Source organism: Kaistella faecalis, from assembly GCF_019195395.1.
Lineage (GTDB): Bacteria > Bacteroidota > Bacteroidia > Flavobacteriales > Weeksellaceae > Kaistella > Kaistella faecalis.
On sequence record NZ_CP078067.1, the window covers coordinates 703,804 to 716,439 of the forward strand.

General features: G+C 39.8%; 16 protein-coding genes and 1 tRNA gene. 5 read left to right on the forward strand and 12 right to left on the reverse strand.

Annotated features, from left to right (window positions below; translation table 11 throughout):
- Positions 1-12 precede the first annotated feature (12 nt).
- Together KTV93_RS03330 and KTV93_RS03335 are read right to left on the reverse strand one after the other, a co-directional pair.
- Positions 13-417, reverse strand: coding sequence for a thiol-disulfide oxidoreductase DCC family protein (locus KTV93_RS03330; RefSeq protein ID WP_218249911.1), 405 nt, complete (start codon positions 415-417; stop codon positions 13-15).
- A complete protein-coding gene (locus KTV93_RS03335; protein ID WP_218249912.1) occupies positions 414-896 on the reverse strand; it encodes a heme-binding domain-containing protein in 483 nt (160 codons plus the stop codon). Before KTV93_RS03335 ends, KTV93_RS03330 begins: the two co-directional genes overlap by 4 nt.
- Positions 897-1,086: 190 nt before the next feature.
- Here KTV93_RS03335 and KTV93_RS03340 point away from each other — a divergent pair, with 190 nt between their 5' ends.
- From KTV93_RS03340 to KTV93_RS03350, 3 genes are read left to right on the forward strand one after another with little or no spacing between them, the layout of a single operon-like run.
- Positions 1,087-1,725 (forward strand): peroxiredoxin, encoded by a 639-nt coding sequence (locus tag KTV93_RS03340; RefSeq protein ID WP_218249913.1) that lies wholly within the window; start codon positions 1,087-1,089, stop codon positions 1,723-1,725.
- Between the two features lie 15 nt (positions 1,726-1,740).
- Positions 1,741-2,049 (forward strand): thioredoxin family protein, encoded by a 309-nt coding sequence (locus tag KTV93_RS03345; RefSeq protein ID WP_218249914.1) that lies wholly within the window; start codon positions 1,741-1,743, stop codon positions 2,047-2,049.
- The gene (locus tag KTV93_RS03350) at positions 2,049-2,297 is read left to right on the forward strand and encodes a DUF6952 family protein (protein WP_218249915.1); all 249 of its coding nucleotides are present in this window, start codon (positions 2,049-2,051) and stop codon (positions 2,295-2,297) included. Before KTV93_RS03345 ends, KTV93_RS03350 begins: the two co-directional genes overlap by 1 nt.
- Before the next feature lie 59 nt (positions 2,298-2,356).
- On the opposite strand, the gene KTV93_RS12570 is transcribed toward KTV93_RS03350, so the two are convergent.
- The 10 genes from KTV93_RS12570 to KTV93_RS03400 form a co-directional block, all read right to left on the reverse strand.
- On the reverse strand, positions 2,357-2,866 hold the full coding sequence (locus KTV93_RS12570) for an LptM family lipoprotein (RefSeq protein WP_230259193.1): 510 nt from the start codon (positions 2,864-2,866) through the stop codon (positions 2,357-2,359).
- 83 nt (positions 2,867-2,949) lie between these two features.
- Positions 2,950-3,447 (reverse strand): GNAT family N-acetyltransferase, encoded by a 498-nt coding sequence (locus tag KTV93_RS03360; protein ID WP_218249916.1) that lies wholly within the window; start codon positions 3,445-3,447, stop codon positions 2,950-2,952.
- Between the two features lie 92 nt (positions 3,448-3,539).
- The gene (gene uvrA / locus KTV93_RS03365; protein WP_218249917.1) at positions 3,540-6,371 is read right to left on the reverse strand and encodes an excinuclease ABC subunit UvrA; all 2,832 of its coding nucleotides are present in this window, start codon (positions 6,369-6,371) and stop codon (positions 3,540-3,542) included.
- Between the two features lie 196 nt (positions 6,372-6,567).
- Positions 6,568-6,644, reverse strand: a tRNA-Ala gene (locus KTV93_RS03370).
- A 108-nt stretch (positions 6,645-6,752) separates the two neighbouring features.
- A complete protein-coding gene (locus KTV93_RS03375; protein WP_218249918.1) occupies positions 6,753-7,550 on the reverse strand; it encodes a class I SAM-dependent methyltransferase in 798 nt (265 codons plus the stop codon).
- 49 nt (positions 7,551-7,599) lie between these two features.
- Entirely contained in the window at positions 7,600-8,016 is a 417-nt protein-coding gene (locus KTV93_RS03380) for an EamA family transporter (RefSeq protein ID WP_218249919.1), read from the reverse strand.
- A 26-nt stretch (positions 8,017-8,042) separates the two neighbouring features.
- Entirely contained in the window at positions 8,043-8,207 is a 165-nt protein-coding gene (locus KTV93_RS03385) for a hypothetical protein (protein ID WP_218249920.1), read from the reverse strand.
- A gap of 127 nt (positions 8,208-8,334) precedes the next feature.
- Positions 8,335-9,690, reverse strand: a complete 1,356-nt coding sequence (gene hisS, locus KTV93_RS03390) for a histidine--tRNA ligase (protein ID WP_218249921.1) — start codon at positions 9,688-9,690, stop codon at positions 8,335-8,337.
- A gap of 132 nt (positions 9,691-9,822) precedes the next feature.
- The gene (locus KTV93_RS03395; protein WP_218249922.1) at positions 9,823-10,272 is read right to left on the reverse strand and encodes an HRDC domain-containing protein; all 450 of its coding nucleotides are present in this window, start codon (positions 10,270-10,272) and stop codon (positions 9,823-9,825) included.
- A gap of 78 nt (positions 10,273-10,350) precedes the next feature.
- A complete protein-coding gene (locus tag KTV93_RS03400) occupies positions 10,351-10,680 on the reverse strand; it encodes a single-stranded DNA-binding protein (protein WP_218249923.1) in 330 nt (109 codons plus the stop codon).
- Positions 10,681-10,944: 264 nt separating this feature from the next.
- Between KTV93_RS03400 and KTV93_RS03405 the strand changes: the two genes are divergently transcribed.
- Positions 10,945-11,406 carry a hypothetical protein gene (locus tag KTV93_RS03405; protein WP_218249924.1) on the forward strand — a complete coding sequence of 154 codons (462 nt, stop codon included), beginning with the start codon at positions 10,945-10,947 and terminating at the stop codon, positions 11,404-11,406.
- Positions 11,407-11,502: 96 nt separating this feature from the next.
- Positions 11,503-12,633 (forward strand): ATP-binding response regulator, encoded by a 1,131-nt coding sequence (locus KTV93_RS03410; protein WP_218249925.1) that lies wholly within the window; start codon positions 11,503-11,505, stop codon positions 12,631-12,633.
- Positions 12,634-12,636: the final 3 nt, after the last annotated feature.

Sequence of the window (12,636 nt, forward strand, 5' to 3'; positions counted from 1 at the left end):
TTATATGCATTTCTAATATACAAATTGTTTGCGTTCCTCCAGACTGGGCAGAAAACATTTTTGTTTAGCAATATTCTGGCGGTGTTTTGCCACAATATCATAGAAAAAATCCGTAAGTGATGACGGAAGCATACTTAAGTTGCTGAACAGTTTGTATTTTCCTCCTAAGATCTTAGCAATTTCAAAAGCAGCGTGAGATTTAGTTTTGTAATATAAATTCGGCTTCCAAATATAAAGGGTGTTTAAATTCCGGTTTTCCAGATTTCTTTCTTTCAAAAATTTTTGGCCAAAATCAGACTGTAACGCCGAAAAAAGAAACTGTTTCCGGCGGTCATTTTTAAGAATCCACTGTACCCAGAAATTGCACATTCCGCAATCGCCGTCGTAAAAAACGTAGTATTTGGAGGAATCTGTCATTTTTTCGAAGTTTCAGCCGGCAGATCGTTCATCATCCGGATTTCTTTCTCTACGGATTTTAAATACTGGACAATCTCCTGTTTTTGAGCTTCAGTAAATTTGGCTTCCGGATGGGCTATAATATAAGAATCCAGAGGCATTTCACCTTTTTCAATCATTTCTACGGCTTCGAAAAGTTTATGCGCTTGACGCTTCGGTTCGTACGTCGCAAAAGTAGAAAAATTCAGTTCCTTTCTTCCTTCATCAATATGGTCTTTAAGGAACCAAGCAATAGGCTGCACATTTGAATACCATGGATATTTTGACTCATTACTGTGACAGTCGTAGCAACCGTTTCTAATTAACTTTGCGGTAGATTCCGATGTATTCTTAATGGTCAGAAAATCCATTCCCGGTGTTGGAGCGGGATTATTTTTATCAATTGGAAAGAACTGAACGAAGACAATAGCTACCAGAAGTATTACAAGTACTTTTTTCATTTTAAAGCTTTTATATTGTGAATTTACTCATTTATTTTCAAAGTTTTTGAAATTGTAACCAACTTCAAAGCAACATTAAAGATTCTTTTTATTGAAATATTACACGTGATAGATTTTATAAATCAAAAATCATTTTTTAATTGATAAAAATACAGTACTTTTGCAGTGTTGAAATTTAAAACCAAATAATATGTCTTTAGTAGGAAAAAAATTCCCAAATATTGGGATTGATGCAATGAGCGAAATGGGTGATGATTTAATCATCAATATCTTTGAAGAAGCTACCAAAAACCAACAGAAAGTTCTTTTATTCTGGTACCCGAAAGATTTTACTTTCGTTTGCCCAACTGAACTTCACGCGTTTCAGGATGCTTTAGGAGAATTCGAAAAAAGAAATACCAAAGTGATCGGCGCATCTTGCGACACCAACGAAGTGCACTTCGCGTGGTTGAACACCGCAAAAGAAAACGGCGGAATCGAAGGAGTTACCTATCCAATACTTGCAGATACGCACAGACAACTGGCAAATATCCTGGGAATCGTAGATCAGGATTTCGAATATGATGCAGAAGGAAACGAAATCTTTACAGGTTCGAACGTTACTTACAGAGCAACTTATCTGATTGATGAAACAGGAAAAATCTTCCACGAAGCGGTTAACGATATGCCTTTAGGAAGAAATGTAAAAGAATTCTTACGACTGATTGATGCTTACACGCACGTTCAGAAACATGGTGAAGTTTGCCCTGCAAACTGGGAAGAAGGTAAAGAAGCAATGCAGGCTAACAGAGCTTCAACTGCTGAATACCTTGCAAATCACCAAAACTAATTAAAAACAACTGAAATGTACACAGAATTAACAGAAGATGCCTTGCAGCAGATTGTTGCAGATAATGAAAAAGTGGTTGTACAGTACGGTGCAACATGGTGTGGCAACTGCAGAATTATGAAGCCGAAGTTCAAGAAACTTGCTGCCGAAAACGAAGACATTCCGTTCTATTATGTAGATGCAGAAAAACTTCCGGAAAGCAGAAAGCTGGCGAAAGTCGACAATCTGCCAACGTTTGCCATTTTTAAAAACGGCGAATTGGTTAATCAGGTTCAGACCAACCAGGCAGAAAGTCTTATTAATCTTTTTAAAGAATTAAATTAATGAAACTACCAATAATCCGACAGTTTTATCAGACCCAAAGTGCTGAAAACCTTGAAAAAACTTTAGAAGTATTAGAGGCGTTTACAGAATTCCGAGGAACTACTGAAGAAGACTTAAATGTTGCGGGTGAATTAATTACCAATATTTGCGGAGCGCTGGAAGTTCACAGCAACGTAAATAACGGAATGACGGAAAGGGATGCACTGAACGGTTTTGCCCAGAAAGTACTGGGTTCCATCGATAAATAAGAAAAATCTTATACATAAAATGGCGGGAAATTTTCCCGCCATTTTTCTTTTAACAGCTGTTAATCATTACGTTTGCCTTTCCCTTTCTTGAATTTTTTATTGTTTTTGTCAGACTTTTCACTGAACTTTCGGTAATCTTTGGTGTTTTTCTTGTCATCATCATATCGCCAGTCCACATTACGGTTGTTACTCCAGTTAGCATTTCTTTTTTTTACCTGGCCCGGCGCGTAATCTTTAGCGCTTCCGCCATAGACCTTCTTGGCCTGTCCCGGTGGCAGGTTTTGATTGTTACGCGGATAGTTACCTCTGTTGTCTCCGCTTCTGGTAATGATTCCCGGTCTGCCGTAAACATCACCTGTTCTTACAACCCTGCCGTTCTGGTAAACGTTTCCGTTTCGGTCACGGTACACATCACCCTGTCTGTAAACCGTTCCGTCCGGAGTTCTGTAAACACCACCGTTGGGATAATTGTTTGGATAATTGTTTCCGTAAACATCATTAGCAGCACCACAGGAGGCTAAAGTAAAAGCAAGCCCTGCGGCTGCTATTATTTTAAATAGATTTTTCATTTTTAAAAATTTAATAATTTAACATAACATCTCAATACTAATGCCAAACTTTAAGTTTTATTGTGCCCCAGAATGAAATTTATTTAAATTCCTACAGTTTTGCTACGGCGCTCCAGCAATACCACGTCTCGCCAAACCCCGTTCATCTGCCCAAATTTCTCACGATTCCCCACCCTCCTGAAACCGAATTTTTCATGAATGATGATGCTCGGGCGGTTTTCCGGAAAAATTGCTGCCTGAAGCATCCAGAATCCATGTTCTTCGCTTGCCAGAATCAGCTTCTTCAGCAGCATCGATCCAAGACCTTTGCCCTGCGCTGGATTCCCGAGGTAAATACTTACTTCTGCAACACCTTTAAAACAGTCCCGGCTGCTGATAGGCTGCAGTGCTGCCCACCCAAGGATTTCCTCATTTTCATTTTCCAGCACAAGCCGGCAGTGGTTGACAAATTTGGCATCCCAGGCTTCCCAGGAAGGGGCATCCAAATCAAATGTTGCATTGCCGCCTGCAATTCCCTCCTCGAAAATTTCAATTACTCTGGCGCTGTCGCCGGCCTGCATATTCCGAATCTCGTAACTCATCCTTAAATATTTTACTGCTGATTATCACCGATAAAATTAAAACAAAAACCGGAAACTGAGTTCCGGTCTTTTAATATTATTTATATATATATTTACTCAAGTTCCCGCTTAAGAAATTTCGCAGTAAGGCTTTTTTTCGATCGGGCGACTTCCTCCGGAGTTCCTTTGGCAATAATTTCTCCGCCTTTATTACCGCCTTCCATACCGATATCGATAATATGGTCGGCAAGTTTAATAACATCCAAATTATGCTCGATAATAATGAAAGAGTTCCCCAAATCCACGAGTTTATTAATGGCTTCCATCAGCACTTTTACATCTTCAAAATGCAGTCCTGTGGTAGGTTCATCCAGAATATAGAGCGTGTTGCCGGTCTGTCTTTTTGCCAGCTCGGTTGCCAGTTTAATCCGCTGTGCTTCACCGCCGGAAAGCGTTGTAGACTGTTGCCCCAGCGTGATATACCCTAGCCCAACATCCTGCAGCGTTTTCACTTTTGCGTAGATTTTAGGGATCGGCTGGAAGAATTCGGTCGCTTCATCAATAGTCATTTCCAGCACATCGGAAATCGATTTTCCTTTATAGCGGACTTCCAAGGTTTCTCTGTTGAAACGTTTGCCATTACAGGTTTCACAATGTACATATACATCGGGAAGGAAGTTCATTTCAATCACCTTCAAACCGCCCCCCTGACAGGTTTCGCATCTTCCGCCTTTAACATTGAAAGAAAATCTGCCGGCTTTGTAACCGCGGATTTTAGACTCCGGAAGTTCCGCAAAAAGATTCCGTATGTCAGTAAACATACCGGTATAAGTGGCCGGATTAGAACGCGGAGTTCTGCCAATCGGCGCCTGATCTACATCAACAATTTTATCGATATGATCAATTCCTTCAACTTTCTTATAAGGCAACGGCTCCTGCACGGCTCTGTAAAAATGGCGGTTAAGGATCGGATATAACGTTCCGTTGATAAGCGAAGACTTTCCGCTTCCTGAAATCCCCGTAACAACTACAAGTTTTCCCAAAGGAATTTCCAGGTTTACATTTTTAAGGTTGTTGCCTGTAGCGCCTTTAAGCAAAATTGATTTACCGTTGCCTTCACGTCTCTTTTCTGGAATTTCTATTTTGCGTTTTCCCGTCATATAATCTGCAGTTACCGTATCAGCATTCAGTAAATCTTTTGGTTTGCCCTGCCAGAGGATTTCACCACCGAATTTACCGGCACGTGGCCCAATATCCAAAACCTCATCCGCTTCCAGAATCATGTCTTTGTCATGTTCCACAACAATCACAGAATTTCCGATATCCCTCAGGTTTTTAAGGGAATTAATGAGTCTTTCGTTATCACGTTGATGAAGCCCGATTGAAGGTTCATCAAGAATATAAAGTACATTCACCAACTGAGAACCAATCTGTGTTGCCAACCGGATCCGTTGGGATTCTCCCCCCGACAGGGTTCGAGAACTTCGGCTGAGACTCAGATAATCCAAGCCAACATCCAGCAGAAACTGAAGGCGGGTTTTAATTTCTTTGAGAATTTCATGTGCGATGACTTTATTTTTCTCGCTGAACTTGTCTTCAACATCATTCAGCCAATCCATTAAATCAAGCAAAGAGAGACCGTTGATTTCAGCGATATTCTTACCGTCGATTTTAAAACTTAAACTTGAAGGCTGCAACCGCGTCCCTTTACATTCAGGACAGGTTTCTTCAGTCGTAAAATGTCTTTCGAGGAGAATCGCGTCATAACTTTCCTTGTCCTCTATCATCTCGTTGATCAGGGAAACCAATCCGTCGAAATTAACCTTAATTTTCTTCGTAATTCCCGCGTATTTGAGGTCTTTGCTGAATTCCTTGTGACAGCCGTTGTAAATATAATCAAGCGCTTCGGCAGGAATATCTTTAAAAGGCGTCGCCAGTCCGAGACCGAAAATTTCGAGGATATTTTTAATCTGACCGAGAATCCATTTGTTGGACTTGATGTCTTCCAATGGCAGCAAACCTCCCTGGTTGATGGAAAGCTTTGGGTTTTCTACAAAATAATCGGTATTTACCTTTTTTACGGTGCCTAGTCCTTTGCAGTACGGACAGCTCCCTTTCGGTGAATTGAAGGAAAAGGTATTGGGTTCCGGCAAAGCCAGAGAATGACCACTTTCTGAATCCATCAGGTTTTTTGAAAAATATTCGATGTCCTCTCCTCCGAGTTTCTGAATTCCTATTATTCCTTCACCCATCTGCATGGCGGTTCGCAGGGATTTTTCCATGCGACTTTCGGAGGCGTTTTCCCCGATAATCCAGCGGTCGATAACAATATCGATATCATGGGTTTTATAACGGTCGAGTTTTAAATCAGCCTCAATATCCTGCAGTTCACCGTCGATTCTCGCCTGGCCATAGCCTTTCTTCGACATCTGTATAAAAAGTTCGTGATAATGTCCTTTCCGCGATCTCACGACTGGCGCCAGTAACATCACTTTTTCCCCTTTATAATTTTCTTTAATGACGTAGATAATTTGCTCTTCCGTATAACTCACGAGTTTCTTGCCGGAATTCAGGGAGTACGCATCCGAGACTCTGGCAAAAAGCAACCTGAGATAATCGTAAAGTTCGGTAACGGTTCCTACGGTAGAACGCGGGTTTTTATTCGTGGTTTTCTGTTCAATAGCGATTACGGGAGAAAGCCCATCGATTTTATCGACATCTGGTCTTTCAAGGCCACCCAGAAACTGTCTTGCGTAGGCGGAGAAGGTTTCGATATACCTGCGCTGCCCTTCTGCAAATATAGTATCGAAAGCCAGGGAAGATTTTCCGCTGCCTGATAATCCGGTAATTACTACGAGTTCATTACGCGGGATTTTAACCGAAATATTTTTCAGGTTGTGCTCACGGGCACCGTAAATTTCTATATATTCTTTAGAATCTTTCATTTTTATACTCCCAAAACTTCAATTTTTGGGATTTGCAAAAATACGTAATTTTTAGGGCATAAGAAACTGAGAGTTATAATTGTAGTGAAAATGAATTTCCCGATTTTGGTTTCATCCTGGGCCACAGAACGTGAAGTAATTTTTCAGAAATAAGAACTAAGCACAAAAAATGGATTACAGAAAACTGTAACCCATTTGGTGGAGGATATCGGGATCGAACCGACCACCTTTAGACTGCCAGTCTAACGCTCTAGCCAGATGAGCTAATCCCCCTTTTCAATTTAGATTTCTAAAGACTGTACTTTTACCACCATAAATTGAGATTGCAATAATACAAATTTTTCTCATAAATTTTCAGACTTATTTAAAATTTTATCAGTATTAATCCGCGTTTTTTTCCGCAACTAAAGAAAATACATGCGGACATTTGCTGCCGAGTTGAGGAATATGGTATTTTCCTTTTTCAAATTCGTCATTATGGAGGAAACATGCATAAGGCGACCAGTTGTATTCATCAAAAGACTTTAGTGCTAAATTTTGATTAAGCAGACTGTTAAGCACTTCAGACGTTGGATGATTCCACATCACATAATCCTGGACCAGATCGGCGGACTGATTCGCGTACGTTCCTTCCGCAGTTTCTACAATGGGCATTTCGTTGAAATAACTGTATTTAAGATGGGTGAAATCGTCATCATACATCCATATAAATGGATGAAATTCAACAAAAATAAATTTACCGCCGGGTTTCAGAAAGTGAGAAACTACTTCGGCCCACTTATCAAGATCCGGAAGCCAGCCGATAGTTCCGTAACTTGTGTAAACAATATCGAATTCCCTCTCAAGAATTTTACGCAGTTCATAGACATCGGAGACCAAAAATTGCGTATCGGTCCCACATTGCTGGGAAAGTTCTATAGCTGCTTCAACGGCTTTTTCGGACAGATCGATACCGGTAACTTTTGCTCCCATTCGGGAAAGAGAAATAGAATCCTGCCCAAAATGACACTGAAGATGCAAGATTTCTTTGCCCCTAACATCGCCTAACAGATTAAGTTCTATTGAATTGAGAGAAGTTCTCCCTTTTATAAATTCATCTACAAAATAAAAGTCGGATTTCAGGTGAGGTTCTACCTTGGCGTTCCAGGATTTACGGTTGATGTCTAGATAGTTGTCCATTTAATGATCATAAGTTTATGGTGAATGATAGAGAAATAGAATCCAGATTTTATTTCCATATTAAAAATAAAGTTCCGATAACAATTAAACCTGCGCCTGCTGCGGTTTTCCAGGTTAAAGTTTCGCCCAGAAAGATAATGGCGAAAATCACAGTTAGTGCAAGACTGAGTTTATCGATCCCGGCGACTTTCGAAACTTCACCCATCTGCAGCGCTTTAAAGTAAAAAATCCAGGAAAGCCCCGTAGCCAATCCTGAAATACTCAGGAAAAACCAGTTTCTCTGCGATAATTCAGAAATTCCTTTATACTCATTGCGAAACATAACAATCAGCCAAATCATGATTAATACCACGACCGTTCGGATTGCGGTGGCCAAATTAGAGTTTACATTTTCAACTCCAATTTTAGCAAAAATTGCAGTAAGTGCAGCAAAAAGCGCGGAGAGCAAAGCGTAAATCCACCACATTTTTTTCAGATTGAAATGGTGATAAATTATCTCAGGAAATAATAATACAGCAGGGCCCACATCGAAATGAAAACAAGCCCCGGATAAAGCACGGCGCGAAACTTCATAACATCTCTTTTCCAGAAAAACAGATAAACCAGATAACCGATATAAGCTACAGTAAGTAAAGCAGGAAGAATCATATATGCCATCGTGTTCTATTTAGGATAACGATATAAATATAGCTTTTTTTGCCAAAATACTCTATCATTATTCCAAAAAGTTAGCGAAATGACAATTATTTCTGACTTGTCTTAAATTTAATCCGCCTAATAAATTTTAATCTGCCTTCAGAAAAGCAGAAAGAACAGTAGTTTCCTGTTCTCCGTTAAGGAGGTTTTTTACCGTAATATTTCCGGCTACGATTTCCTCTGCGCCAAAAAATATCAGGTTCGGAATTCTCTTCTTTTCTGCATAAGCAAACTGTTTTTTCAGTTTGGCTGCTTCGGGATAAAGCTCAGCAGAAATACCGTTCTCACGGAGTTTTGAGATAATTTTAAGTGCCTCAACAGCTTCTGTTTCGCCATAATTTGCGAAGAGGAACCTCACTGAACTTGCTTCATTTTCAGCAAAAAGACCCAATTCTTCCATCACCAGATAAATCCGGTCGAGACCGAAAGAAATACCTATTCCCGGAATATTTTTCACCCCGAAAACTTCAGTTAAATTATCGTAACGTCCTCCGCCGCCAATCGAACCCATCGCAACATTATTGGCTTTTACTTCAAATATAGCTCCGGTATAGTAATCTAGTCCTCTTGCGAGAGTTATATCAAATTTTATATTATCTGAAGAAATGCCTAATTCAATGCATTTAGTCAGTACGAATTCGAGTTCTTCAACACCTTGGGTTCCCACCTCGTTGCCTTCAAATTTCTCTTTCAGCTGAAGAACATTTTCCAGGGCGTTTTCGCTCTGGCTAAAGAGAAAATCTAGTTTGCTGATAGAGTTCTGAGAGATATTTTTCTCCAGAAGTTCCTTTACTACGCCATCTTTACCTATTTTATCGAGCTTGTCGAGTGCCACAGTAAAGTCGATAAGCTGTTCAGAAATCCCCGCATATTCTGCTAAACCGGAAAGGATCTTGCGGTTGTTCAGGTGAATGGTCACCGGAATATTTAATTCCTTAAAAGACTTGAGATACAGCTGCACTAATTCCACTTCCTGCCAAAGACTTTCGCTGCCTACCACATCCGCATCGCATTGATAAAACTCTCTGAATCTTCCTTTTTGTGGACGGTCTGCCCGCCAAACAGGCTGAATCTGATATCTTTTGAAAGGAAAAACCAATTGCCCGTGATTCATTGCTACAAATCTTGCGAAAGGCACAGTAAGATCATAACGGAGCGCTTTTTCCGAAATCTGGGAAATTAGTTTCTGTGAATTTTTAGCATCCCAGTCTTCATCATTTGTTTTTGAAGCATAATCTCCTGAATTAAGGATCTTGAAAATCAAGCGGTCGCCCTCTTCGCCATACTTCCCGGTAAGGGTAGAGAGATTTTCGAAACTTGGTGTCTCCAGTGGCTGAAAACCGAAAAGTTCAAAATTCTTCTGCAAGGTATTGATAATAGCTCTTCTGTTGATGACTTCCTTTGCGGTAAAATCGCGGGTTCCTTTTGCTAAGCTTGGCTTCATAGGGTAATAATGCGTGGTTATGATAAGCAGTTTTGATTTGCTTTGAGCTGCAAAAATACGGAAATCGACAGAATATTACGAAACTTCGCTAAAGTTTGAGATTTGACGGAGTCTCGTCTTCAAAGCCGCTACTTATACGCTTTCGAGAATTTCAATGATTTCTTCGCCATAATTTTCAATCTTATGTTTTCCGAAACCTTTAATCTCCCTGAGTTCTTCCTTCTTTGCGGGCCTGTATTTTGCGATGGAAAGCAGTTCTTTATTGCTCGCAATAAAATAAACCGGAAGATTCTGGTCTTTGGCTTTTTCGCTGCGCCAGAGTTTCAGCGAATCGAGGATTTTTATTTCGTCAGGATTGAGTTCTGAATCATTTTCCGCTGAATATTTCGGGGTTTTATGATCGCTGACAGCAGATTTCAGTTCTTCGTAATAGAGAATCACAGACCAGTAGCCTTCTTCTTCTTTTACGAAAGCAGACTCAAATTTCAGCACATTATTTTCTGCCAGGAAAACATCCAGCATCTTCTGGTCACTGTAAATAAATTTATCAGACAACCGTACTTTTAAAACTTTTACTTTCATGATTATGTGTTTTTAGGTTTAAAAAAACTTCCTCAAAGTCAATGCAGCAAAGCAGAGAATTTGAGGAAGAACCAATTTTTATTTACCGCCAAGAAGCACGAGCTCTTCTACACGGATTTCGGTGATATAATGTTTCACTCCGTCTTTATCATCCCAATTTCGGTAAACGATTTTACCTTCTACTGCGATCTCCTTTCCTTTCTCAACATATTTCTCCATAATGTCGGCAAGTTTACCATTGGCAACCAGATTGTGCCATTGGGTTTCTTCAACTTTTTCGCCCAGAGCATTCGTGTAGTGGTCGCTGGTGGCGAGGCTTACTTTTGCGAGTTTTCCGTTTTCGAATTTTACGGTTTCTACTTCTTTTCCTGTTCTACCGATAAGGGTAACTTTGTTTCTTAGTGACATGACTTTAAATTTTTAATTAAACATTAGAAACGGGTCTCACTGATTTTTTCCCGAATCTCTGATGCAAAGATTCAACGGTTACAAAATTTTAGTCGGTAATGAATCACTTATTACCGTTTACAGTCGTTTACAACGGATAACCAATTAACAGTCAGGGAATAAAAATTCCATCAAAGACAAATTATGCTGTAAATTTAGAGTACCACAGTTATAACTTGCTTAATATTTTATGTATTTTTGATTATAATAAAAGACTAATACGGTATGAAAACTCACGAAACTATTTTTAACAGCAGCTACCGTTCTCAACTCATAACGAGAATTGATAATCTTACCGAACTTCATACACCGGCATGGGGAAAAATGAATATTCACCAAATGCTTAAACACAATATTTACTGGAACCAGTGGATTCTTGGTAAAGGCTCCGATATTTATAAACAGGTTTTCATGGGAAAGTTATTCGGCAAAATAGTGCTGAATAAAATGATTAAAGACAGTGCTCCTTTCGACAGAAACATTCCCACCTCCGCACAATTTAAATTCCCGGTAACAGATGGAGATGTAGTAGCAGGAAAAACAGACTGGATTTTGTTGCTCTCTGAGTACGATCATTTTCATAACCCTAATTTTGTACACGATTTTTTTGGTAAAGTGACGCAGGAACAGATTGGGATTTTAGTATACAAACATACGGATCATCACTTGCGCCAGTTTAATGTTTAAGGGCATCAACCTCCCAAAAAACTAACCTCCTTCCTTAAAAATGTAAAATTCAAAAAATGTATATTTGTCAACTTCTGTAATTAAACTGAATATAAAATGATCCTGATTGTTGATGATGCTCCGGAAAACATTATTTCTCTGAAAAAAGTTCTTGAAAAGAACGGCTTCGAAGTTGATACCGCCTCATCTGGCGATGAAGCGCTAAAAAAAATCCTCAAAAAATCCTACGTTTTGATTATTCTGGATGTACAGATGCCGGGAATGGACGGATTTGAAGTAGCAGAAGCCATATCCGGGTACAGCAAAGCCAAAGAAACCGCTATCATCTTTCTCTCTGCGGCGAGCGCCAATGTAAATTTAATTACAAGGGGGTATTCCTCTGGTGGTTTGGATTATATCAGTAAACCTGTGGACATGAATGTTCTCTTACTGAAGGTGAAAACGTTTTACCGGATTTACGAACAGAGCCGTGCACTGAATGAAATGCAGACCAAGCTCCTGGAGGAAATTGAATTCCGCAAAGAAGCCGAAAGAAAAAAAGACGAGTTTATAAGCATCGCCAGTCACGAACTGAAAACTCCAATGACGAGTATTAAAGGTTATATACAGTTGCTCGAAAGAAGTATTGACAAAAATGATGTGGAAACCGTAAAAATAAGACTCCACAAAGTACAGAACCAGATTGAAAAACTTAATCTTCTGGTGGCTGACCTCCTCGATATCTCCAAAATCGAAAGCGGCAAACTTAAGTTCAATAAAAGATATTTCTCATTCGATGATATTCTTGATCATATTATAGAGGTGATGCAGCAGGCTAACCCTGCCATCAGACTCATCAGAACCGGCCATATCAGTACCGAAATCTTTGGCGACGAAATGCGGATCGAGCAGGTCATCATAAATTTTATCACCAACGCAATTAAATATGCGCCGGACAGCGACGAGGTACATATTACCTCCGAACTGCGCGGGTCGCAAATTTATTTTTCGGTAAGGGATTTTGGCATCGGAATGGCTAAGGAACATCAACTTCAGATTTTCGATAAATTTTACCGGGTCGAGGAAACCTCAGAACGTTTTCAGGGATTGGGAATCGGCCTTTATATTTGTCAGGAAATTATCGAAAGACATCAGGGCAGCATCGGCGTAAAAAGTGAGCCGGGCGAAGGATCTGAATTTTATTTTAACATACCGGTACATCCCGAAAAGGATATTAACAATAATTAGTTT